Annotated in this window: 16 protein-coding genes; 12 read left to right on the top strand and 4 right to left on the bottom strand. The window is 57.4% G+C overall.

Annotated elements, in window-relative coordinates:
• The first annotated feature begins 394 nt into the window (after positions 1-394).
• From lpdA to BUC24_RS09650, 9 genes are all read left to right on the top strand, one after another.
• Positions 395-1,834 carry a dihydrolipoyl dehydrogenase gene (gene lpdA, locus BUC24_RS09685; RefSeq protein ID WP_073214323.1) on the top strand — a complete coding sequence of 480 codons (1,440 nt, stop codon included), beginning with the start codon at positions 395-397 and terminating at the stop codon, positions 1,832-1,834.
• A 59-nt stretch (positions 1,835-1,893) separates the two neighbouring features.
• Positions 1,894-2,259, top strand: coding sequence for a DUF2946 family protein (locus BUC24_RS26615; RefSeq protein WP_143167447.1), 366 nt, complete (start codon positions 1,894-1,896; stop codon positions 2,257-2,259).
• Between the two features lie 88 nt (positions 2,260-2,347).
• Entirely contained in the window at positions 2,348-3,667 is a 1,320-nt protein-coding gene (locus tag BUC24_RS09680; RefSeq protein WP_073214320.1) for a TolC family protein, read from the top strand.
• On the top strand, positions 3,664-5,253 hold the full coding sequence (locus BUC24_RS09675) for an efflux RND transporter periplasmic adaptor subunit (protein WP_073214317.1): 1,590 nt from the start codon (positions 3,664-3,666) through the stop codon (positions 5,251-5,253). The genes BUC24_RS09680 and BUC24_RS09675 overlap by 4 nt, the downstream gene beginning before the upstream one ends.
• A gap of 14 nt (positions 5,254-5,267) precedes the next feature.
• Complete coding sequence (locus BUC24_RS09670) at positions 5,268-8,477, top strand: CusA/CzcA family heavy metal efflux RND transporter (RefSeq protein ID WP_073214313.1); 3,210 nt, start codon at positions 5,268-5,270, stop codon at positions 8,475-8,477.
• 77 nt (positions 8,478-8,554) lie between these two features.
• Positions 8,555-9,544 carry a cation diffusion facilitator family transporter gene (locus BUC24_RS09665; RefSeq protein WP_083598857.1) on the top strand — a complete coding sequence of 330 codons (990 nt, stop codon included), beginning with the start codon at positions 8,555-8,557 and terminating at the stop codon, positions 9,542-9,544.
• 232 nt (positions 9,545-9,776) lie between these two features.
• Positions 9,777-10,199, top strand: coding sequence for an MgtC/SapB family protein (locus BUC24_RS09660; protein ID WP_073214307.1), 423 nt, complete (start codon positions 9,777-9,779; stop codon positions 10,197-10,199).
• Between the two features lie 22 nt (positions 10,200-10,221).
• Positions 10,222-11,949, top strand: coding sequence for a phosphoethanolamine transferase (locus tag BUC24_RS09655; protein ID WP_229448121.1), 1,728 nt, complete (start codon positions 10,222-10,224; stop codon positions 11,947-11,949).
• On the top strand, positions 11,939-12,652 hold the full coding sequence (locus tag BUC24_RS09650) for a phosphatase PAP2 family protein (RefSeq protein ID WP_083598801.1): 714 nt from the start codon (positions 11,939-11,941) through the stop codon (positions 12,650-12,652). The genes BUC24_RS09655 and BUC24_RS09650 overlap by 11 nt, the downstream gene beginning before the upstream one ends.
• Here the strand turns inward: BUC24_RS09650 and flgB are convergent.
• Complete coding sequence (gene flgB, locus BUC24_RS09645) at positions 12,633-13,031, bottom strand: flagellar basal body rod protein FlgB (protein WP_073214305.1); 399 nt, start codon at positions 13,029-13,031, stop codon at positions 12,633-12,635. The two genes, BUC24_RS09650 and flgB, sit on opposite strands and share 20 nt — an antisense overlap.
• A 307-nt stretch (positions 13,032-13,338) precedes the next feature.
• Here flgB and BUC24_RS09640 point away from each other — a divergent pair, with 307 nt between their 5' ends.
• On the top strand, positions 13,339-15,960 hold the full coding sequence (locus BUC24_RS09640) for a heavy metal translocating P-type ATPase (protein ID WP_073214302.1): 2,622 nt from the start codon (positions 13,339-13,341) through the stop codon (positions 15,958-15,960).
• A 139-nt stretch (positions 15,961-16,099) separates the two neighbouring features.
• On the opposite strand, the gene BUC24_RS09635 is transcribed toward BUC24_RS09640, so the two are convergent.
• Positions 16,100-16,393, bottom strand: a complete 294-nt coding sequence (locus BUC24_RS09635) for a hypothetical protein (protein ID WP_073214301.1) — start codon at positions 16,391-16,393, stop codon at positions 16,100-16,102.
• Between the two features lie 130 nt (positions 16,394-16,523).
• On the opposite strand from BUC24_RS09635, the gene BUC24_RS09630 reads away from it, so the two are divergent.
• Entirely contained in the window at positions 16,524-17,537 is a 1,014-nt protein-coding gene (locus tag BUC24_RS09630) for a diguanylate cyclase (RefSeq protein WP_073214298.1), read from the top strand.
• A 76-nt stretch (positions 17,538-17,613) separates the two neighbouring features.
• Here the strand turns inward: BUC24_RS09630 and BUC24_RS09625 are convergent, their stop codons facing one another.
• Both BUC24_RS09625 and BUC24_RS09615 read right to left on the bottom strand, forming a co-directional pair.
• Positions 17,614-18,792 (bottom strand): S8 family peptidase, encoded by a 1,179-nt coding sequence (locus BUC24_RS09625; protein WP_073214296.1) that lies wholly within the window; start codon positions 18,790-18,792, stop codon positions 17,614-17,616.
• A gap of 832 nt (positions 18,793-19,624) precedes the next feature.
• On the bottom strand, positions 19,625-20,212 hold the full coding sequence (locus BUC24_RS09615; protein WP_073214290.1) for an SIS domain-containing protein: 588 nt from the start codon (positions 20,210-20,212) through the stop codon (positions 19,625-19,627).
• Between the two features lie 741 nt (positions 20,213-20,953).
• Between BUC24_RS09615 and BUC24_RS09605 the strand changes: the two genes are divergently transcribed.
• Positions 20,954-23,926: a Tn3 family transposase gene (locus BUC24_RS09605; RefSeq protein ID WP_073214285.1), complete on the top strand. Its 2,973-nt coding sequence runs from the start codon at positions 20,954-20,956 to the stop codon at positions 23,924-23,926.
• The last annotated feature ends 9 nt before the right edge of the window (positions 23,927-23,935 follow it).

Genomic DNA, 23,935 nt, shown 5'->3' with positions numbered 1-23,935 from the left:
CATATCCCGCCCTGGTGGACGTTAGCACTTGTATTGACGCTTGGCTGACGGCCTTGCCATCGTCACGCGATTGAATCGCCACAGCGTGTGGCGAGGACGGCGGTGACACCTGTGGTCCAACAGATTCTGTCGGGCCATACGGGCAGGCATCGCGCAGCTCTTCCAGTACGGGGTTTCTGAACCGTACGGCGTTTGATCAATTATTGCACTACCATTGCAATGGTGGCAACTATTAATATGAAGTTGCAGGCAGTCGAACTGTTGACGACTTCACGAGGCGGCCGCGGCCCCGTTTTGCGCAGGAAGCATTTCGCGGTTGCTGCACGACAGGTCTACGGTATCGCCTGATGATATACAGGCACTAACCATTGCTGAGTTATTTTGAGAGAGACGAATGGCAAATACTGAGTACGACGTTGCGATCATTGGGGCCGGCTCCGGCGGATACATTGCGGCCATTCGGGCGGGTCAACTGGGGTTATCGGTAGCGTGTATCGAGGGGAACGCATACGCCGATCCCCGGGGCGAGCCCCGTCCTGGCGGAACCTGTTTGAATGTGGGTTGTATTCCCTCCAAAGCTTTGCTGGCGTCGAGTCACCTGTATGACCAGATCGTCCATCGCGCTGCCGAACATGGGATCCTGACTGAAAATCCTGCGGTCAATGTAGGCAAGATGATCGACCGTAAGGACGGCGTGGTCACAAATATGACCAAAGGTATCGAATATCTGTTTAAGAAAAACAAGGTCGACTTTCTCAAGGCCCAAGCAAAATTCGCCGGCAAAGTCGGGGACGATTACGTCCTGGAGTTGTCCGGTGCCGGTGCGACGAGCAGGATCAACGCCAAAAACATTATTATTGCGAGTGGCTCAAAGCCGCGCCAGCTCCCGGCTGTTGTCATCGACAATGAAGTTATCTGCGATAACGTCGGCGCACTAAAGTTTGACGAAATTCCGAAACGTCTCTGCATCGTCGGCGCCGGCGTGATCGGCCTCGAGCTCGGCTCCGTGTGGCGCCGGCTGGGTTCCGAAGTCACCTTGATCGATGCCATGGCGGAATTTCTCCCTGCGGCCGATCCGGCCGTCGCCAAGGAAATGCTGAAAGCGATGACCAGCCAGGGACTGAAATTCGCGCTTGGGATTTCCATCGAACGGATAGAACGCACACCGGATGGCGCGATGGTGAGCTATCGCGACCGGGCAGGAGCGCGCGTCGACCTGGCGGCCGATAAAGTGATCGTAGCCATCGGACGCGTCCCATCCACCGATGGGCTCGCTCTGGATTCCATCGGCCTGCAGCTGGACGATCGCGGATTCATACCAGTTGACGAGCGTTGTAAAACCGCATTGCCCAACGTTTTCGCAATTGGCGACGTCGTGCGCGGACCGATGCTGGCGCATAAGGCCAGTGAGGAAGGGGTGATGGTGTGCGAGATCATTGCGGGACAGGCTGGGCACGTGAATTACGGCGCCATTCCTTTCGTGATCTACACCAATCCGGAAGCGGCCTGGGTGGGCAAAACTGAACAGGAGTTGATACGCGAGGGCCGCGCCTTTAAATCTGGACAATTCCCATTCTCCGCGAATGGCCGGGCCCTCGGACACGGCGAAACGGAAGGCTTTGTCAAAGTCCTCGCAGACGCGGCGTCCGACATGGTGCTAGGGGTTCATATCGTCAGTTCGGCGGCCTCCGAGATGATCGGGGAAGCCGCGATGGCTCTGGAATTCCATGCGTCATCGGAGGATATCGCGCGAATTTGCCATGCTCACCCAACCCTTTACGAGGCGGTAAGGGAGGCTTCCCTTGCTGTCGATAACCGCGCTCTCAACATCTGACATTGTTGTCTTGATGTATTCACGCATTCGTTTTTTACAAAACACGTTATAATCGCCTCATGGTCAAACGCTTCCTTCAACTGCTCATCGTTGCACTGACACTCCAGTTCACCTGGGGTGTGGCCAGTGCTTATTGCGGGCATGAGACAGGTAAAGCCAGTCAGCACTTTGGTCATCACTTGCATCAACATCAGGGTTCCGCCAGCAGTGGCGAGAATGGCGACGATGGGTCGCCTTCCCCCAATACCATTGGCGGCGACCCGGACTGCGCAAGCTGTAGTCATTCGCCCGCCAGCGTGCTGCCATTCGCCTCCACACGCGTTATCGTTTCTATCGTCGGCCATGAGCTTCTTCCAAGTCTGACTGTGCAGCCTGCGCCCTACCTCGGCGCGCCCGAACGCCCCCAATGGATTTTTGCCGCCTAGTCCGGCAACAAGTCCAACCCCTCCCATTTTTGCTTAGGTTGCGGTAAAACGTTGCCGGATTCTTCCATTTTCATTTTTCGGAGAATCTATGCGTTTTCATTCTGTCCCGCTCGGGCTGGCGGTGCTATTGCTTCAGCCTTTTTCGCTTTACGCGCAACCTGCGCCTGCTCCCCTTTCCGATCCGGCTTTCATCGCCGGTAGTCCGACTGTCGCGCCAGTGCTGACGCTGGCGGGAGCCATCGAGCGTGCCTTTCAACATAACCCTGGACTGCGCGCGGCCCGTCGCGATATTGACATTGCCAGCGGTCAGCGCATGCAGGCCGGGAAGATCCCCAATCCGGAGGTCTCTTACCTCCGGGAGGGGCAGCAAAAGGATCGTCGCACAACGACAGTCCAGCTCAATCAGGAAATTGAATTGGGCGGAAAGCGGGGAGCGCGGATCGCGTCGGCGGACCGGGAACTGGATATCGCTACCGCGGATGTTGCCACCTACCGGGCCACTCTGAGGGCGGACGTGGTCACGGCGTTCTTTGACGTGTTAGCGGCTCAGGAGCGGCTCACCCTGGCGCAGGCGTCGCAAGAGCTGTCGCAGCGCGTCACGGGCGCCGCATCGCGGCGTGTCACCGCCGGCAAAATATCCCCTGTCGAAGAAACACGTGCGCGTGTAGCTGAAGCCAGCACCAAGATCGAATTGAGCCAGGCTGCAAACGAGCTCGCGCTCGCGCGTCAGCGCCTCGGCGCTACGTGGGGTAACAAGCTCGGCAGTGCTGAAACGCTCGAGGCCCCCCAGGGCTTGATCGGCGCACACCCCACAACGGCTGAGCTCCTCGCGCATTTGCCAGGTTCGCCACAGCTCGCCAGAGCCAGGCTCGAGATCGAGCGGCAAAGAGCCCTAACCGACGTCGAGCGAAGCCGTCGCATTCCCAATCTCACGCTCAGCATCGGTAGCAAGCGCGACGAACAGGTCGGCGTCCGGCAGACCATTGTCGGCCTATCGGTCCCTTTCCCCCTGTTTGACCGCAACCAGGGCAATATTCTGAGCGCATTACGCAGAGCGGACAAAGCCCGCGACGAGCTGGTGGTCGCTGAAACCAGCCTTTCCGTCGAACTGACGCAGGCATCGCTGCGGCTCGACTCGGCAAGGGGCGAGTTGGTGGTCCTTCGCAACGAGATCTTGCCTGGGGCGCAAAGTGCGTACGAAGCTGCCACCAAGGGATTCGAACTGGGCAAGTTCAATTTTCTTGACGTTTTGGATGCGCAACGCACCTTGAACCAGGCGAAATCCCAGTACATCCGCGCGCTTGCCGAGTCGCATCGCGCGGCGGCCGACATTGAACGTGTCGTAGGCAATGTTGAACAACATGGCCGCCTCATCAATCCGACCGTCTCCAATCAGGAACAAAAATGAACATCCCCGTCATCGAAAAAAAGACACGATTTGCGATCGCGATCGTATTAGCTATCGGCGCCATCCTGTTGGCGCTCATTTTAAGTACAGGAAAGTCAGCGTCTTCACCTGGCGGCGAGGAGCCCGCGGGGCACAGTGAGAAGGCTGGTCATGACGATGGTGAACATCATGACAAACCAAGCACCGCGAAGCACGATGACGACAAGGAGCACGGTGACAAGGAACATCATGCCCCTGCATACAAGGCCGGACCCCATGGAGGAAAGTTGTTCACCAAAGGCGAGTTCGGCGCCGAGGTCTTGCTCGCAGAGGAAGGCGGCGATCCGCGCCATCGCTTGTGGTTTTTCGAAAAGGGAAAGCAGATTTCACCTAGCACGGTCACAGTGACGGAAGAGCTGAGCCGGCCACTGGGCGGTGTGGAAAAGATCACCTTCAAAGTAGACAAGGATAGTCAGCTATCCGCGCAGCCGATTGCCGAACCGCATATATTTTCGGCCAAAATTGTCGTACGCCGAGGCAGCGATGTGCTGCAAATCGAACTCGAGAGTGAAGAGGGGAAGATTGAAATTAGTGACGCACAGCTTAAAACTGCGGGCGTCCAAGTCGCCACTGCTGCTCCAGCATCGATCAGCAGCGCCTTCCAGCTCTCGGGCGAAATCCGGTTCAACGAAGATCGCACGGCGCACGTCGTGCCGCGCATGGCAGGTGTGGTCGAAAGCGTCAAGGCAAACATTGGCCAGGTGGTCAGGAAGGGCGACCTCCTGGCTGTCATCGCAAGCTCGGAAGTGTCCGAACTGCGCAGTGAGTTTCTGTCGGCGCAGCGGCGGCAAGAACTGGCGCAGGTGACGTACGTGCGCGAGAAAAAGCTTTGGCAAGAAAAGATTTCGGCTGAACAGGATTATCTGCAGGCCCAGCAGGTTATGCGGGAAGCGGAAATTGCGACGCGAAATGCGCGCCAGAAGTTGCTCGCCATTGGGGCCTCGGCCAGCAGTACATCGGGCGCGCTTAACCGCTTCGAATTGCGAGCCCCCTTCGATGGCGCCATTGTCGAAAAGCACATCGCGTTGGGCGAGTCCGTCAAAGAAGATGCCAACGTCTTTAAAATATCCGACCTGTCTTCGGTCTGGGCCGATGTGAGCGTGCCGGCCAAGGACCTCGGCGTTGTGCGTGTTGGCGAGAAAGCGGTAGTGAAGGCGACCTCGCTTGCGCAAAGCGCTACGGGCACCGTCACCTATGTCGGCACCCTTCTTGGCGAGCAGACCAGAACTGCCAAAGCAACCGTGACGTTGGCCAACCCGAACAATGCTTGGCGCCCTGGCCTCTTCGTCAACGTGGAGTTAACCGCGGACAAACGCGATGTTGCGGTATCAGTCCTCTCCGACGCGATCCAGGCGGTTGCCGACAAACCCACCGTGTTTGCCAAAATCGAGGGCGGATTCATCGCCGTGCCGGTCACTCTCGGCCGCAGCGACGGCAAGTACACCGAAATCGTGAGCGGGCTCAAAGCCGGCACCCAGTATGCCGCTCAAGGCAGCTTCGTCCTGAAAGCCGAACAGGGCAAGGGCAGCGCCGAGCATGCCCACTAAGCGGAGAAAAGATCATGTTTGAACGAATAATTCGCTTTTCCATCGAGCACCGATGGCTTGTCATTCTCGCCGTCGTGGGGATGATGGGCATTGGCATCTTCAGCTATCAAAAACTTCCGATTGATGCGGTGCCGGACATTACCAATGTACAGGTCCAGATCAACACTTCTGCTGCCGGCTACTCGCCGCTTGAAATGGAGCAGCGCGTCACCTTCCCGATCGAGACCGTCATGGCAGGCCTCCCCGGGCTCGAGCAGACGCGTTCATTGTCCCGCTATGGCTTGTCGCAGATTACCGTCATCTTCGAAGACGGAACGGACATCTATTTTGCACGCCAGCTGGTCAACCAGCGACTGCAGGAAGCCAAGGAGCGGCTACCTTCGGGGGTGACGCCGATGATGGGGCCCATCTCCACCGGTTTGGGCGAGATCTATTTATGGACCGTGGAAACTGAACCGGGCGCAAAAAAGCCCGATGGCACTGCCTACACGCCGACCGATTTGCGCGAGATACAGGACTGGATCATCAAGCCGCAATTGCGCAATGTGAAAGGCGTCACGGAAATCAATTCTATTGGCGGGTACGCCAAGGAATATCACGTCACGCCAAATCCTGCCAAGCTGAGTTCATACAGCCTCACGCTGGCTGACATTGTCACGGCACTCGATCGCAACAACAATAACGTCGGGGCCGGCTATATCGAACGGCGCGGCGAGCAGTTCCTGATTCGCGCCCCCGGCCAGGTTCGCTCCATTGACGATATGAAGAACGTCATTTTGAGTAACGTCCAGGGTGTTCCGATCCGCATCCGCGACGTGGCAAACGTCGAGATCGGCCGCGAGCTGCGCACCGGGGCCGCCACCGACAATGGACGCGAGGTTGTACTGGGGACCGTGTTCATGCTCATCGGTGAGAACAGTCGCGTGGTCTCCCAAGCGGTCGACGTCAAGATGAAGGAAGTCAACCGCAACTTGCCCGCAGGCGTACGCGCCGTCACCGTGTATGACCGTACAGTCCTGGTCGACAAAGCAATCAACACCGTCAAGAAGAATCTGCTTGAAGGCGCAGTGCTGGTGATTGTCATCCTGTTCCTCTTTCTGGGCAACATCCGCGCGGCGCTCATCACCGCGATGGTCATTCCGCTTTCCATGCTGTTTACTTTTACCGGCATGGTTACCTACAAAGTCAGCGCAAATCTGATGAGTTTGGGTGCGCTCGATTTCGGCATCATCATTGATGGCGCCGTCGTCATCGTGGAAAACTGTGTCCGGCGCCTGGCCCACGCGCAGGAGCACAAGGGGCGCGTGCTCACCCGGACCGAGCGATTCCATGAAGTGTTCGCGGCGGCGAAGGAAGCGCGTCGTCCACTGCTGTTCGGCCAGCTGATCATCATGATCGTCTACATTCCGATCTTTGCCCTGACTGGCGTGGAAGGAAAAATGTTCCATCCGATGGCCTTCACGGTGGTGGCCGCTCTCGTTGGCGCCATGATCCTGTCCTTGACATTCATTCCGGCTGCCGTCGCACTGTTCATCGGCGAGCGCGTGAGCGAAAAGGAAAATTTCTTGATGGGCTACGCCAAGCGGGCCTACAAGCCTCTGCTTGAGAAAGTCATGCTCAACAAAGCAGTCGTTGTCAGCAGTGCACTTGTGCTTGTCATTCTCTCGGGGGCTGTGGCGTCTCGCATGGGCAGCGAATTCGTACCAAGCCTGAACGAGGGGGATTTTGCTATTCAGGCTTTGCGCATACCCGGCACCAGCCTCACTCAGTCCCTGGAGATGCAAAAGCAAATCGAGGCTGGCTTGAAGGCACAGTTTCCTGAGATCGAACGTATCTTTGCCAGGACTGGTACTGCGGAGATTGCGTCCGATCCGATGCCTCCGAACATTTCAGACGGCTACGTCATGCTCAAGCCGGAGAGCGAGTGGCCAAAGCCAAAGAAGACGCGTGATGAATTGCTGGCCGCCGTGCAGGAGGCAGCCAACAAGTACCCTGGCAACAACTATGAGTTCTCGCAACCGATCCAGCTGCGCTTCAATGAACTGATTTCCGGTGTGCGCAGCGACGTCGCGGTGAAAATCTTCGGCGACGATATGGACGTGCTCAATGACACGGCGACCAAAGTGGCCACGGTGCTTGGGCGGGTACCAGGCGCATCCGAAGTCAAGATCGAGCAAACCTCAGGCTTGCCGATGCTCACACTGAACATCGATCGCGAGAAAACATCGCGCTATGGACTGAACATCGGCGACGTTCAAGAGACGATTGCCATTGCCACCGGCGGTACTGAAGCCGGGACGATGTTCGAGGGCGACCGGCGCTTCAATATCATTGTCCGTTTGCCGGAAGAATTGCGTACGGACCTCGAGGCGCTGCGCCGGCTGCCGATTGCGCTGCCAAAGCCTGCGGCAGGCGCCGATGGTGAGGGACTGGTCAGCTACATCCCGCTCGGGGAAGTGGCCACGCTTGATTTTGCGCCAGGACCGAACCAGATCAGCCGTGAAGATGGCAAACGCCGTATTGTCGTCAGCGCCAACGTACGGGGTCGCGATATCGGCAGTTTTGTACCTGAAGCGGAAAGCGCGATCCGCAAGGAAGTGAAAATACCGCCTGGTTATTGGACGAGCTGGGGCGGCACATTCGAGCAGTTGCAATCGGCGACGCAGCGACTGCAGATTGTGGTGCCGCTGGCGTTGTTCCTCGTCTTTGTTCTCCTGTTCGTGATGTTCAACAACGTCAAGGATGGGCTGCTGGTCTTTACCGGCATTCCATTCGCCCTCACCGGCGGCATCCTGGCGCTGTGGCTGCGCGACATTCCGATGTCGATTTCGGCGGCCGTGGGTTTCATTGCGCTGTCCGGGGTCGCGGTTCTCAACGGGCTTGTCATGCTGTCCTTTATCCGGACGCTGCGCGAAGAAGGTATGGATCTGGACGAAGCGATCAATGTCGGCGCGCTCACCCGCCTGCGGCCGGTCCTCATGACGGCACTGGTTGCATCGCTCGGATTTATCCCGATGGCGATCGCGACGGGTACCGGCGCAGAAGTGCAGCGGCCGCTGGCCACCGTTGTCATCGGCGGCATCATCTCCTCGACAATCCTGACCCTTCTCGTTCTCCCTCTGCTGTACCGCTGGGCCCATGGCAAAGACGAAAGTGTCGAGGATTTCACGAGGCACTCTGATACTGATGAGAACTTCAAGCCCGGCGTCGCTCCCGCACCTTAAACGCGCCTAAGTTGAGTGAGCCTTTGCCGTCCCGGATGGGCTGGCAAAGGCAATTTGAAAACAAAAATGGAGAAAACGTGACCTCTACTGATTCGAACATTGCCGTTCAGGGCCAAGGCGAACGACCGTTGTGGATTGCCTTGATCCTCACCAGTGCCTTTCTGATCGCCGAAGTAATTGGGGGAATTTTGACGAACAGCCTGGCGCTCATTTCCGATGCAGCGCACATGTTCACCGACTCAGCGGCCCTGGCCGTCTCACTCGCTGCGATTCGCATCGGTCGCCGGCCCGCCGACGGGAAACGGACCTTTGGCTACTATCGTTTCGAAATTCTGGCCGCGGCTTTCAACGCGATTCTGCTTTTTCTCGTCGCGATGTACATCATCTACGAAGCCTATCAACGACTAAGCGAGCCGGCGGAGATCGAATCGATGACCATGCTCGCCGTTGCGGCACTGGGCCTGGTAGTGAACTTGATCAGCATGCGCCTTCTGACAAAGGACAAGGATGAGAGCCTCAACATCAAGGGCGCATACCTGGAGGTGTGGAGCGACATGCTCGGTTCCATCGGCGTCATTGTAGGGGCTGTGGTCATCAAGCTCACCGGCTGGAGCTGGGTTGACTCCGTCATTGCCGTTGCAATCGGACTGTGGGTACTCCCACGAACCTGGACCCTGCTCAAGGAAAGCGTCAACGTGCTGCTTGAAGGCGTACCGGAAGGCTTGGGCGTTGACGACATCAAGAAGGTTCTTCTGGCTGTTGACGGCATCTTCAACGTCCACGAGTTGCATGTGTGGTCCATCTCGAGCGGCAAGGCCAGCCTGACAGTCCACCTGGCGAGCACACACCCGCCAGAGCGCTGGCCGCTGTTGACTGACGAAATCCGGCGCTTGCTGGGTGAAAAATTCTCGATTTTTCACGCCACTATCCAGCTTGAGAACAGTGTGTGCGAGCAGGGAGTGGCTGAGCACTCTTATGCGTCCTCGTCACTACAGCAATCCGCAGAGTCTCCATCGGCCATCGTCCCCGATGGCGACGCTGCTCGATCCGATGGGAAGTCTCTGTAATGGACAGGCACAATTTACCTGACTCAGTCTACTTGCTGCTGCTGGTCGGCTCGGTGGTGTCGATCGGCGCCTTGTTTCTATTCTTGACGTGGAAGGACCGCCAAAAACGGAAAGAGCCTCCGCCAAACGTGACCAACGCCAAATCGTCTTCCCGGCGAAAAGTCAAGGGCCGAAAGCCTTATCGCTAAGTTGCGCGCCGTCGTGGCGGGCATCACCAACAGGAAGGAGCCGAATGTTTCGTTTTCAGGCACTGGTATGGGCTGACGTGGCGTCTCATCTGATCGACATGGCGCTCGCCTATCTGCTAGCGCTACCGATTGGCTGGGACCGAGAGGCTGCTACCCAGGGGGGAGCAGGATTGCGTACCTTCCCGATTGTAGCGATGGCCAGTTGCGGTTTCATTCTGGTGGGAGTCGGCGCCTTTGGTGAAAAGTCGACCGAACTGTCCAGCGTCCTGTACGGCTTGATAGTAGGCATAGGTTTCATTGGCAGCGGAACGATCATGAAAGGGGATAGCGAAATCAGGGGTAATACGACAGCGTCCAGTATCTGGGCAACGGGTGCGATTGGCGCCTCGGTCGGCTTTGCCCTGTATGACATCGCAGCCATTTTGAGTATTACGACATTTATCACGCTGCGTCTGAAAAGACGATAGCCCAAATTAACCGCATTAGAAAATGAAGCGCTTCAGTGTCGCGGGGGATCGTTCAGCCTTTTTTTCCTGGCTGTGTTTCCTGCGCTCGGATTCCAGGCGATTCAAAGAGTTCATCGAGATAGACATGTTCACCAAATATCGAGTCAAATCGGAATACGTCACGTTGGCCGCGTCGGCTCTACTGTGCTTGCTTTATAACCAGAAATTCTGGACGACTTTTATTTCCGCCACCGGGGGCTGGACTATGTCCGGGGCGGCATTGATCGGCTTTAGCTTTATCATTATCGTGATTCTCTTCAACGCATGCCTGACCCTGGTCAGCTTTCGCTACATGTTGAAGCCGGTTCTGGTTGTTCTTTTCCTGCTCACTTCGATCGCGGCCTATTTTACGGACCAGTACGGTGCGACGATCGACAAGAGCATGATGCAGAACGTACTTGAAACCGACGTGCGGGAGGCGTCGGAACTGTTTAGCTACTCGTTGGCGACGACGGTAATCTTCCTCGGTGTAGTGCCCGCTGCGATTGTGATCGCCACAAAAATTGACTATGGGAATTGGCGTGAGGGGCTGGCGCGAAAGTTCCTGATTATTTCAGTTTCCTGCATGGCGCTTGCCCTTTTTGTGTTTGCCTTCTACAAGACGCTCGCGCCCGTGTTCCGTCAGCATCGTGAGTTGCGCTACCTTCTCGCGCCGACTAACTATATTCAGGCGATTAACGGGGTTCGGAAGATGAAGGCCGCGCGTCAAGGCGTGGTCACCCCGCTTGGAACTGATGCGCGCAAAAGCAGCGCCTGGGTGCAGAATCCAAGAAAGACGGTCACGTTGATCATCCTGGGGGAAACCGCAAGGGCAGCCAATTTTTCGCTGAACGGTTACGCCCGCCAGACCAATCCCATGTTGGGGCAGCGCAGTGATCTTTTCAATTTTACCAACGTTCAGTCATGCGGTACTGCTACGGCGGTTTCGGTTCCGTGCGTGTTCTCGTCGCTCGGCCGGGAGAATTTCACGGACGAGAAAGCGGGCTCCCAGCAGGGATTGATGGCGGTTTTGAAGTACGCACAGTTTTCGCTCCTGTGGCGGAACAACAATTCGGGGTGCAAGGGCACTTGCGAGGGCGTGGAGTACGAGGATCTCAGCATTCCGGAACCGGGCTCTTCCTTCTGTGGAACCGACGAATGCTTTGACGAGCGGCTCCTTGCGGGCCTTGAAAAGCGGATAGCAGCGGCAGACAGCGACCTGGTTGTGGTGTTGCATCAGAAAGGCAGTCATGGGCCTGCGTACTGGCGGCGCTATCCGGCCAAGTTTGCGCGCTTTGGGCCTGCATGCCAGAGCACCATGTTCAGCGAATGCTCGACGGAGTCGATCGTCTCGGCCTACGACAATACCGTGCTCTACACCGACTATGTCATTGACCAGGCGATCAGGCTGCTGAGCGAACACCGTGAGATCGACAGCTCACTCATCTATTTTGCCGATCATGGGGAATCGCTGGGCGAAAAAAATCTGTTTTTACATGGCGCCCCCTATGTCATTTCGCCAATCGAACAGCGACATGTTCCGTTAATGGTGTGGATGTCTGACGGCTTCCAGAAAAGAATCAACCTCGATGCAGCGTGTTTGACTGCGCGGCGCGATACTGCGCTCTCGCATGACAATATCTTCCATTCGATACTTGGCATGCTTCAAATTCAAACAAAGGTGTATAACCCGACGCTGGATCTTTTTGCGGGGTGCACCCATGCACGCTAAATCCGGCCTTTTCATGCCTTGTGCATTGGCATGCTCCGCCGCGGTTCTGCTTTGGCTCGGCCAAGCCACTGATATTGATCTCGATATCGCCACGCTCAGTTACGACGCGGCTAGCGGGCGGTTCCCCCTAAGGGACGCTTGGTTCACCAGCCAATTTTTCCATGGGTACATGAAGCTGTTCGTGGTGACAATCGGCGTCGCTTTTTTAACGTGTGCCTTGGTGGACTATTGGCGTCCAGGGAAGTACTGGACGCGTCAAACCGGGTGGCGGATCCGGACAGTGGCCCTGTGTGCCATTCTGGTTCCAACCACGATCAGCATGCTTAAACAAATGAGCCGCACGCACTGCCCCTGGGACATCGCGCTGTTTGGCGGCGTCGAGCCCTACGTCCGGCTCCTCGACCGTATTCCGGCTGGCGCGTCACCAGGACAATGCTTCCCGGCAGGTCACGCATCCGGTGGCCTTTGGCTGGCATCGATCATGTTGTTCTGGCTGCCTGGCAAGCCTCACATTGCATGGGGTGTCGGCGGCAGCTTGCTCTGTGTTGGTATCGCGATGGGGATCGTCCAGCAAGTGCGTGGGGCCCACTTTATGACGCACACATTATGGTCGGCCTGGATTGCTATCTCACTCATGTACGCCGCCTATGGGACGCTGCGCCTGGTGGAAAATCGTCACCTGCTCAATACGGGACAGATTTGAACAATTCGCTCATTTCTTTATATTCGTGGGCGACCTGTTGAACAGAGAGCTGGTAGCGAAGCGACGTTTCTGCGAATGCTGCTCGCTCGACGTCCATGTCAACGGTGTTCCCGTCGGCGCTGCCCTGGGCAGGGACGCGGTAGAGAACAGGTAGGACGTCCGGCGAAGCCAGTGTGCGGGCGGCTTGGCCGGTCGGTAGCGGGGCCGCTTGCATCGCGTGGGACATGGCAGCTTTGAAATCGAGGTCCCGCGCCTTGTAATGCGGAGTATCGGCATTGGCAATATTGGAGGCGATTAATTCGAGTCGTTTGCTGTAAACGGAAAGTGAATTCTCCCAAGACCGTTCTTCGCTCGAAGGAGAGCCATTAACTGTTTTCATCGATTTTTCATGAATCCGTTAAATGAGCATGGTATGGCGAAAGCGTACCGCATTCAACGTTGTTCCGGCGCGACGAATAAGACGGGGAAGCAGTCTTAATTCCCTCGATGGGGGCCACTTGACGAAGGGGATAAAAGCTTTTGAAACTGACGGCGCCGATCCCGTTCGGTGACGCACCGACAATGGAACAAGGCCAGGTTAGAGTAGAGATATCAATGAGGCTGCAGGCTGAGATGGGCAAATAGGGGCATTGCTGGTAACGCCAGGTGAAGGCCGGTTTTTAATCCATGTGAAAAGCGAAAATAATATGAACGACATCGAAAAGCTACGGCTTGAGCTTCCATTAATCCTCCCAAATATCGAAGATGAGGATGACGCGTGTATAAAGCGCCTGCAGGAGAGATTGTGTGGGCGACCAGGAGTCACCAATGTCCATCTGGTCAGGCCAGATGAAGGCGCGCCTCAGTTGTGCCTGCATTACGACCCGACCGTTCTGACCTTGGCCAGGGTACGCGAGTTGATCCACGCATCTGGCGCTGAGGTAACTGCCAGATATGGCCATCTGACGCTACGCACGCGCGACAGCTTGCATGCGCGCGCAGCGCGATCGATGGCGGACAATCTGCGAGATATCCCCGGCGTGGTCGTGTCCGACGTTGGCCCGTCAGGTGCTGTCCGGCTCGAATTCGATCGTACCTTGACCTCTGAAACTGATCTGCTGAAAGAAGCCAATAGACGTACCGGCGGTGCGCTTGGCGAAACATCTCCGGAGCTTGCCCCACCCGGGCCGACGAAGCTTTTCACCAGTACCACCGATTCGGCTCAGGAGGCGTCCAAGAAGCCCGCCGTTACCGCCGCTGCAGGCAAAGAGCAGGACCATGACGACCACGATCATGCTGGCCACGCGCACGGCCCGAGCGACGAAGGCCACGCAGGCCATGGGCACGACCATGGCGGCCCCTTCGGCGAGAAATCTGAATTGATCTTTTCGCTGCTGGCAGGTGGATTTTTGGCCGCTGGTTGGTTGCTGAACCGCTACGGCGATTCCCCCGCCTGGCTATCGATTGCGCTGTACGTCGCGGCCTACGCCGCCGGCGGCTACTACACCGTCAAGGAGGCAATCGACAATTTGCGTGCTCGCCGGTTTGAGATCGACACGCTCATGCTTGTTGCTGCCGCCGGCGCCGCTGCCCTCGGCGAATGGGCGGAAGGGGCACTGCTGCTGTTCTTGTTCAGCCTCGGGCACTCGCTCGAGCACTACGCCATGGGCCGGGCCCGAAGGGCGATCGAGGCCTTAGCGCAACTCGCTCCTGAAACGGCAATGGTACGCCGTGAAAGTGGCACCGAGGAGGTGCCCGTCAAGACCTTGCAGATCGGTGATGTCATCGTGGTCAAACCAAACGAGCGAATCGCGGCCGATGGCGTCGTTACGGTGGGCACGTCGAGTGTCAATCAGGCACCCGTTACGGGTGAGAGTGTACCGGTCGATAAGCAGCCTGCTGCCGACCCCAAGGCGGCACTTGCCGCCTTCGACCGCACGAGCCCGGAAAACCGGGTTTTTGCGGGCACCATCAACGGCTCGGGCGCCATCGAAGTCATGGTCGCGCGCATGGCCGATCAGTCGACGATGGCCAGGGTGGTCAAAATGGTGACGGAAGCGGAGGCGCAGCGCTCCCCGACCCAGCAGTTCACGGAAAAGTTCGAACGCATATTCGTTCCCGCAATCTTGGCCCTGGTGACCTTGTTGTTGTTCGCTTGTCTTGTCATTGATGAACCCTTCTCGACGAGCTTCTATCGCGCGATGGCGGTGCTTGTAGCGGCCAGTCCGTGTGCCCTTGCCATCTCGGTGCCAAGCGCAGTCTTAAGCGGGGTCGCCCGGGCGGCACGCGGAGGTGTCCTCGTCAAGGGGGGCGGTCCGCTTGAAAACCTCGGCACGCTCACTTCCATCGCCTTCGACAAAACCGGCACTCTGACCGAAGGCAAGCCGCGGCTTACCGACGCTGTTCCTGCTGATGGTGTAACGGAAGCGCAGTTGCTGCTCGTTGCACTCGCCGTCGAGGAGCACAGTGACCATCCGCTGGCCAGTGCAGTGGTCGGCGGCGCCCGCGCACGTCTGGGGGAAAACTTCGTGGCGAAGGTCGCATCGGACGTAAAAAGTATTACCGGGCGCGGCGTCCAGGCACTTGTTGACGGCCAACCGGTACATATCGGCAAACCGGTTCTCTTCTCTGAACTGCCAAACTCGGCGCTGCCGGTACCGGTGGCAGAGGCGAATGCAAAACTAGTCGCTGCTGGGCGCACCACGATGATCGTGCGCATGGGCCAGCAATTTCTCGGCGTACTTGGCGTCATGGACACGCCGCGCCCGGTGGCCGCCGAGGTGATGCGTGAGCTTCGCGCGCTCGGCATCGAAAGGCTGATCATGATCTCGGGTGACAATCAGGCCGTCGCCGACGCCGTCGCGAAAACCGTCGGCTTGACTGAAGCACAAGGCGATCTCATGCCTGAGCAAAAGGTCGATGCGATTAAGGCTCTGCGGGACAAGCACGGCAAGGTTGCCATGGTTGGCGACGGCGTGAATGACGCGCCGGCGATGGCCAATGCAACCGTAGGGATCGCGATGGGCGCAGCGGGATCAGATGTAGCGCTTGAGACTGCCGATGTGGCGCTCATGGCCGACGATCTCGCCCACTTGCCATTCGCCGTTGGGCTGTCAAGAAGTACGAGCCGAATTATCAAGCAGAACCTGTGGGTCAGTTTAGGCGTGGTAGCCGTGCTGATTCCCGCAACGATTTTTGGCCTGAACATAGGAACGGCCGTATTGTTCCATGAGGGTTCAACACTGCTTGTTGTCGTGAACGCACTGCGGTTGCTGGCTTATAAAAAGAACCTAGCGGTGCCGGCCCCGCCGGCAGACAAGTCGAGCTGAGGAATGCGGTTGAACTCGACCTATGCCGCAGTCCGGGGTGCATTCGAGGCACTGCAAGAGTCAGTCAGTTTCACTTTTAAGTTTTGCCGCGGCCCTGGACCGGCCTGACGCTCCGGGGGCGACGGTCTGGATCGGATGCTCAATGTGCTGTGCCGCTTTTCCAGATGAGCGCGGGGGCTTCTGTGGGCTCCACGTGGTCAACGATAAAGAAGAACAGCATGACGACAGCCAGGCCGAGTCCTGCATAGACCGTATAGGCGCGCTCTCGAGCCGGATGAAACCGCAGAAGGAAGAGAAAAAGCGCCAGTGCGACTGTGGCAGCGACCAGCGTCAAGGGAGTAGGCGCGATATGCGTCGTCCATCGCAGCACCATGACGACCGCAACAATCTCGGATATTGCCGTGGATGCATACAAAAAGGTTCGTTGGAACATTGGCACTCCTTGCTTGATTCGCCACATTCAACAGCCGCTTTCGCCAGTATAGCCGCCAACGGCCTGTAGGATCATCGCATGAGCGTGGGCCGCCTGACAGTATCAATCGCCACATGAAGGACTAGGCAGAATGAACGCGGACAAACCAGTACGATTGCTCGTCGTTGACGATCAGCCAATCATCATTGAACATCTAGAATTGATGTTGGAAGACAGTGGAGTTGTCTGTGAGTACGTTACAGATCCGCTGCATGCGGTCGACGTGGCCCTACGATTCCGGCCAACCGTCATCTTGCAGGATTTGGTCATGCCAACCCTCGATGGAATCGAGCTGATGGGGCGGTATCGCGAAACCCTTGAGCTTGAATCCGTGCCAATCATCGTGCTTTCCGCTGACGATGACGCCTTCCAGAAGGAACAATGCTTCCTGCAAGGGGCTAACGATTACCTGGTCAAATTGCCGCACCGCGTGGAGCTCTTGGCAAGGATTCGATATCACTCCAAGGCCTATCTGGCCAACATGGAGCGCGACGAAGCGTTTCATTGCCTTCAAGTTAGCCAGGAACGGCTAGGTGCGGCTAACGTGTTGCTCCAGAAACTCAACGGCCTGGATGGCTTAACGGGAATTGCGAATCGACGCAAATTTGACGAGCAACTCGCCGTGGAGTGGCAACGCGCGAAGCGCAACAAATATTCGCTGGCACTTCTCATGTGCGACATAGATCATTTCAAACAATACAACGACACGTATGGCCACCAGGGCGGAGACCAGTGCCTCAAGCGCGTTGCCGCTGTGTTGACGGAGCAGCTAAACCGTCCAGGTGACCTGGTGGCGCGATATGGCGGGGAAGAGTTTGCAATCATCCTGCCGGATACGACCATTGAAGGCGCTGTTCACATTGCAAACCATAGCCTTCAGCATTTGGAAGCACTGCACATTGAGAATAGAGGCGTCAGCCCAACGGGGTACCTGACAATTTCCGTGGGAGCCGCGGTCGCACGCCCTGGTAAAGAAACGGCAATGGGCGCGCTGATTGAAGCGGCAGATCGAGCGCTATATGCCGCGAAACATCGTGGTCGCAACACCGTGTGTGCTGCGCATTGTCCCTCTAGCGGCGAGAGCGATGAGGTTCCCACGCCGTGAGACTAAGCGCCAAGCTTCGCTATCTGTGCGTGGGTCAAGTGCGAAAGGCGCAGCGCACTGAACGAATGATTCTGGGCTAATCAAGAGGAGATTGAACGATTCCGGCGCCTACATCGGACGAGTGAAATCCATCGGCCAGCCTTTTCGTGATGGCGCTCCCGGCCAGTTTGGCGGACAGGGCAAAGGTATTTAGCCTGGCGGTGGCGAGGAGTTGCTCCGCCCACAGCGCGGCTACCCCGGCTACGTGCGGCGCGGCCATGCTGGTACCTGACATCGAGGTTAAGCCGCCTCCGAGTGCTGCCGAGACAACTTGGACACCCGGTGCACTGAGATGAGCGCCGGTATTAGAGAAGTCGGCCGCTACCAGCCCGGTCGGACTTTGGCCGAGGGCAGCCACGGAAATGATGCCATCCGAATTGGCAGGGGGCGAAACGGCGACCTCGAAGTCCTCGCTCAGCTGCCGACGGCTTTCATTGCCAGCTGCTGCGATAACAATCGCCGCCTGGCCCACCTCCGAGCGTGCCTTCACGTGTGCGGCGAGCGTGTCGAACAAGCGCACGTTTGCTCGATAGCCTTCCAGGGCGCGCGACGTGGCAAGATCGACTGGCAGGCCAGCCTCGACCATCTGCTGCACGTATCCAGGGAAATTCATACCGATGGAAATTGATATGACGTGCGCACCTTCTTCAATTGCCCATAGCATTGCACGCACGATCTGCTCGCTCGTTCCCGCTCCAGTTTGGTCGAGGACCTTGCCGATCAAAGCGCGTCGCGTTCCACGAGCGACCCCAATGCGCAGCCCGTCAACGTCACGCCCGAAAATAGTTCCGGCACAGTGCGTGCCATGACCGTTCGCATCACCCCCGCCCTCGCCGGTAAAATCCATATGAACCAACGACATTCCCGCGAACGCGGGGTGACTGGCGTCAATTCCAGTATCCAGGACGGCGACTGTCACGCCCTCACCGGTGCGCTTTGACAGAGCGGCGCCAACGGCCTCTACACCCCACGTGAGCTTACCCGGCGCCTCCAAAACTGGATCGATACGGGCAGGGGCAACCAGACACATTGGTAACGTGGGTGCGATGGCCACAACACGCGGATCGCGCGATAGCGCCGCTAAGCTGCGCGCATTGAGTCTATCGACATCCACTTCGATGCGGTAACGGTTTGCACCCGCTGCGTCCGGGGGCGCGACAAGCATGGACGCGACGGACGCAATGCCCGTTCGTAGGATCACATAGTCCCGCATCATGGTCGGTCTCCTCCGTTTGTCAAGTGCATTGGCAGGCCTGCAAGCGGTGCCACGCAATGCTATGGTGGCGTGTAGTGCCGCACCCGCAATTGTGTAAGCACAAATGCTCACGTGAGGAAATCGCGATAGCGTGGTCGAATCCTGTTTTGGTATCCAAAGCAACGATCACCAAATAGCGCGATTCATTAAGGACGATTCAATGTTGGTTTGGCGGGCAGACAGGGCTAACGTTCGCTGCCCTGGACAGCAAGAACTGGTCTTGAGCGCCCGCTACATGCGCTCTACATCGCCGCCATCGTCCGCAGGGGCTTCCAACGATTCCCTCGAATCGATTGACCCGGTTTCAACATTCTGCTCTTGACTGATATCCGCATTGCTTTCGATATCCCGCTGCGCCGTATCGTTCGCCACCTCGACAGAGGTGCTCCTGGCAGCAGTGCTGCCAGTCTCCACATTCGTCTTTTGGCGACGCGAGCTTCCTGTCTGATCTGATGGCGTGGGCACGGCCGTAGAGTCGTTTTTCTTGGCGCGTGCGCGACTTGATTTTTTAGATGAGGGCGACATCAAATGGCCGCCCCAGTTTGAACGCGCTCACCTGCGGCCATGTGCTTGCATTGCATACCTTGTTTGTTTGCGTTCATGAGAAGTCCTCTCAATTCTAAAAATACTGCACCACGAGAATGGCTGGTAGCGCACCCGGGGGAAACGCCATGGACGCTACAAGAGCAAAAAATCAGGCATACACCGCGCGCGATAAATTCTGTCGAGGTCAAGGCATTAGCCGTCGGCATTCCAGTTATTCCGCGCGGATGGGAAGCTATGCTCAGCGTTTTCACTTGTAATTGGCCGGATACAGGGCGCGCTCTACTTGTTCGATCAAAATGTGGATGACTTTGATATGGAGTTCCTGGGAACGATCCGCAAAATCACCGCCCGGTGTGCAGATGGTGATGTCTGCATGCTGCTCAAGAACAGAATTTGGTCGTCCGGTGAGTGCGATCACTGTCATTCCCGCTTGTCTGGCAGCCTGCGCCGCGAGGACCACTGATTGGCTGGCGCCGCTGGTACTGATCCCGATCAGCACATCGCCAGCGCCGCCATGGCCCTGAACGAAGCGGGAGAAGACCTGGTCATACCCGTAGTCATTGGCCACGCAGCTTATGTAGCTTGGATCGCAAATCGCCATCGCAGCCATCGAGGGGCGGTCTTGTCTGAATCGGCCTGTTAATTCCTCGGCAAAATGCATCGCGTCGCACATCGAGCCGCCATTTCCACATGTAATGACCTTGCCTTGCCGTTTCAGGCATTCGATCAAGAAGCTTGCGGCGGCAGCGATATGGTCCAGCTGACGTCGGTCCGCCAAGAGTGCGTCGAGTGCCTTTCTAGCTTCCTGCAGTGAGGCGCTGATATTTTCAATCACGGTGTCTCCAACAGTTAAATGAGCCGCTCTACCTAAACGGCAGAAAGCATTTCAGAAAATAAGGCGTTTAAGTCTGGGACGTCGATGCGGGGCAGTAAGCCCCGCTCGTTGAACGGGGAACGCTCGGTTTAAATCGCGTGCGCTTCTGCCGCATGCTTTTCACAAGCTGCAGCGCACTTCTCGCAAGCGCTCTGACAGATAGCACAATGTTTATGCTCCTTTGCGTGGGCGGCGCACGCTGCGGCGCACTGGCGGCAAATATGGGCGCACAACTTGCAAAAATCGCCGTGGTGCGCTGAGTTTCGCGCCAACGCATTCATTGTAGCTGAACAGATATCTGCGCAGTCCAGGTTGATAAGTGCGCACTGGGCCGATCCCTCGCGGATGTCTGCTGCCGCGCAGGCTTGACTGGCATGGATTGCCTCTTCACAAGCCTCGATGCAATCTTGCAAATTCTTGGTTTCTGAGCTGGCCATATCGAAATCTCCCTCTTAGTAAAAATACATGGATTATCACTATAGCGCTTGCAATAGAAGGGGGACGCCCGATACGAGGCCTCGATCGTTGGATTAACGGGGTCACGGGTTACATCCTCTAGATGAAACAACCCTAATAAGGTGTCACCCAACCCAAAATTGCACGTCAGCTAACGCATAATGTCGCTCAACTTTTCATTGATAAAGCGGTATCATTGGCCCAAGCGTAATATTGTTCAGTTGACATAGAGGCCTAGATACCCCAATGAGCAGCGTTCACGAAACCGCGTATCCTCGCTTGAAGGACGAGTTCACGGAGCAGGAACTTGTTGCCATCTATACCCCCACCCCTGAAGAGTTGCGCTTCGTCGCGGCGCGGTACCGGCAAGTGACGCTGCAGACCTTCCTGCTTATCCAGCTCAAGCTGCTGCAGCGCCTCGGATATTTCATCATGCTTGGCAGCGTTCCGCACGAAGTCATCAAGCACATCTGCAGCCGCGCCCAAGTCAGGCTGCCGACCAAGTCGGCGCTGGCCCGATACGACAAATCCGGGACCAAGCAACGCCACCGTGCCCACCTGCGCGACTTTGTCGGCATCCGCACGCTGCTGCCGCTCGATGAGGTCTGGCTCAAGGAGCAGGCCTTTCAGGCGGCCAGGACCAAGCAGGAATTGGCCGATATCATCAACGTGCTGATTGAAGAGCTGGTGCAGCGGCGCTTCGAGCTGCCTGCCTTTACCGAACTGTTTCGCTTGTCTAGCAACGCGCGTGCCACCGTCAACGAGCAGGTCTACCAATCGGTTGTCGGTCAGTTGTCCGACACCGTGATCGAGCGCCTCAATGGTCTGTTCAAATCGGTCGCCGGCCGCAGTGCCTGGGATGGCCTGAAGCGCGAGCCCAAGCAGCCGAACGTGCGGGAAGTTACGGAATTCCTCGCGCACATCGATAACATGAGCGTGCTCTCGCGCGACCTGCCGAGCACCAGCGACATCGCCGCGACCAAACGCGACCAGATGGTGCTTGAAGCCCGCGCGCTGGATCTGGCTGAAATGAAGGCCATCAAGCCGATGAAGCGCTACACGCTTGCAGTGCTGCTGATTCAGACCCAGTTGCAGCGGGCGATGGACGATATCGCCGAGATCTTCATCAAGACGGTGCGCAACATGCACAATGTCGCGGAGGATCGGCTGCGCCAGTATCACCTCCAGCAGGCAGAGCAGGTGGAGCGCCTGATCGGCCGCTTCCGCGACGTACTGTCAACCTTCAGCGAGGAAGGTACCGGCGAGGAACGAGTCGACCGTGTGGAGACGCTGCTGGACCATGATTTGGCGCGCTGGATCGGTGCCTGCGACGAGCACATGGCTTACGCCGGGAACAACTATTTCCCGTTCATGCTAGGCAGCTACACCTCCAAGCGCAGCCTGCTGTTCAAGTGCATGGAAGCGCTCGACCTGCGCTCCAGTTCCCAGGACGGCAGCCTGTTACGGGCGATCGCGCAGGTGCAGAAATACCGCTCCAGCCACCGCGAGCAAATCGCCGTCGTCGATAGCGGCATGGCCGTCGATGACCATGACTGGATGCCCGACAAGTGGCGGGTGCTGGTGTTTGGCCGTCGCCAGAATAGCGAGGTGACCGCGTACCACCGCAAATACTACGAACTGGCGGTGTTCTCCGAGGTCATGGTTGCGCTCAAGTCCGGCGACCTGTATGTGGAACACAGCGGTGACTTCGACGACTACCGCAATCATCTGGTCAGCTGGGAGGAATACGAACGCGAGGTTCATGCCTACGGCGAGATGGTCGGCATGCCACTCGAACCTAAGGCGTTCGTGGCCAACCTGCGCACGCAGATGAAGGAGGTGGCCAAGGTAGTCAATCTCAATTTCCCTGAGAACGCCGGCGTCGATATTGACGAATCTGGCCTCATCATTCGCCGACCCGAAAAACTGAAACCGCCCCCTGAACTTGACGTGGTGGATCAGGCCATTCGCGAGCAGATGACCGAGTCGAGCATTCTGGACGTACTCACCGAAGTGGAAAAGTGGCTGGACCTGCACAAGCTATTCGGTCCGCTGTCGGGATTCGAGCCCAAGGTGGACGAGCCGCGCAAGCGCTTCATTACCACCTTGTTCTGCTACGGTTGCAACCTGGGGCCGACGCAGACCGCGCGGTCCGTCAAGGGTTTGTCGCGCAAACAGGTGGCCTGGCTTAACCTTAAACACGTCACTGAGCAGCGCCTGGACAAGGCGATCTTCAGGGTCATCAACGCCTATAACCGCTTCGCCTTGCCGCGCTACTGGGGATCAGGCAAGAGCGCCTCCGCGGATGGCACGAAGTGGAATATGTACGAACAGAACCTGCTGTCCGAATATCACATCCGCTACGGCGGCTATGGCGGCATCGGCTATTACCACGTATCAGACAAGTACATTGCGCTGTTCAGCCACTTTATTCCATGCGGTGTCTATGAGGCGGTCTACATCCTCGACGGTCTGATCAACAACCTCTCCGATATTCAGCCCGACACGCTGCATGGCGACACCCAGGCGCAAAGCACGCCGGTATTCGGCCTGGCCTATCTGCTGGGAATCAACCTGATGCCGCGGATCCGCAACATCAAGGACTTGACCTTCTACCGTGCCGACCGTGAGGATAACCTGGACCATATCGGCAGCCTGTTCCGCGGCACCATCGATTGGAATTTGATTGAGCTGCACCTGAAGGACATGCTACGAGTGGTCATCTCGATCAAGGCCGGCAAGATCGCGCCGTCGACCATTCTGCGGCGCCTGGGCACTGCCAGCCGCAAGAACAAGCTGTATTACGCATTCCGGGAACTGGGCAGGGCAGTGCGCACGCAATTCCTGCTCAAGTACATCGACGACGCCGAGCTGCGCCGCACAATCAACGCCGCCACCAACAAGAGCGAGGAATTCAATGACTTCGTGAAGTGGCTGTTCTTCGGCGGCGAAGGGGTTATCGCCGAAAACATCCGGCACGAGCAGCGCAAGGTAGTGAAGTACAACCAGTTGGTGGCCAACATGGTGATCCTGCATAACGTGCAAGGCATGACCCGCGTTCTGAAGGGACTGCAAGCCAAGGGATTCCCGCTGCGCGAGGAGATTCTGAGGGGAACTGCGCCGTACAGAAGGGAGCACATCAACCGATTCGGAGAGTATCCGCTGGATCTCGACCGGCCTGTCGATCCGATCAACTACAAGTTCGATTTCACCTTTTAAATCATTGGC

Source organism: Massilia sp. CF038, from assembly GCF_900129765.1.
Lineage (GTDB): Bacteria > Pseudomonadota > Gammaproteobacteria > Burkholderiales > Burkholderiaceae_D > Telluria_A.
This window is presented reverse-complemented; position numbering and strand designations above follow the sequence as displayed.

What these genes read in the sequence shown, in the direction of transcription:
- lpdA (WP_073214323.1), top strand. Translation starts at nt 395, where the DNA reads ATGGCAAATACTGAGTACGACGTTGCGATCATTGGGGCCGGCTCCGGC.
- BUC24_RS26615 (WP_143167447.1), top strand. Translation starts at nt 1,894, where the DNA reads ATGGTCAAACGCTTCCTTCAACTGCTCATCGTTGCACTGACACTCCAG.
- BUC24_RS09680 (WP_073214320.1), top strand. Translation starts at nt 2,348, where the DNA reads ATGCGTTTTCATTCTGTCCCGCTCGGGCTGGCGGTGCTATTGCTTCAG.
- BUC24_RS09675 (WP_073214317.1), top strand. Translation starts at nt 3,664, where the DNA reads ATGAACATCCCCGTCATCGAAAAAAAGACACGATTTGCGATCGCGATC.
- BUC24_RS09670 (WP_073214313.1), top strand. Translation starts at nt 5,268, where the DNA reads ATGTTTGAACGAATAATTCGCTTTTCCATCGAGCACCGATGGCTTGTC.
- BUC24_RS09660 (WP_073214307.1), top strand. Translation starts at nt 9,777, where the DNA reads ATGTTTCGTTTTCAGGCACTGGTATGGGCTGACGTGGCGTCTCATCTG.
- BUC24_RS09655 (WP_229448121.1), top strand. Translation starts at nt 10,222, where the DNA reads ATGAAGCGCTTCAGTGTCGCGGGGGATCGTTCAGCCTTTTTTTCCTGG.
- BUC24_RS09650 (WP_083598801.1), top strand. Translation starts at nt 11,939, where the DNA reads ATGCACGCTAAATCCGGCCTTTTCATGCCTTGTGCATTGGCATGCTCC.
- flgB (WP_073214305.1), bottom strand. Translation starts at nt 13,031, where the DNA reads ATGAAAACAGTTAATGGCTCTCCTTCGAGCGAAGAACGGTCTTGGGAG.
- BUC24_RS09640 (WP_073214302.1), top strand. Translation starts at nt 13,339, where the DNA reads ATGAACGACATCGAAAAGCTACGGCTTGAGCTTCCATTAATCCTCCCA.
- BUC24_RS09635 (WP_073214301.1), bottom strand. Translation starts at nt 16,393, where the DNA reads ATGTTCCAACGAACCTTTTTGTATGCATCCACGGCAATATCCGAGATT.
- BUC24_RS09630 (WP_073214298.1), top strand. Translation starts at nt 16,524, where the DNA reads ATGAACGCGGACAAACCAGTACGATTGCTCGTCGTTGACGATCAGCCA.
- BUC24_RS09625 (WP_073214296.1), bottom strand. Translation starts at nt 18,792, where the DNA reads ATGATGCGGGACTATGTGATCCTACGAACGGGCATTGCGTCCGTCGCG.
- BUC24_RS09605 (WP_073214285.1), top strand. Translation starts at nt 20,954, where the DNA reads ATGAGCAGCGTTCACGAAACCGCGTATCCTCGCTTGAAGGACGAGTTC.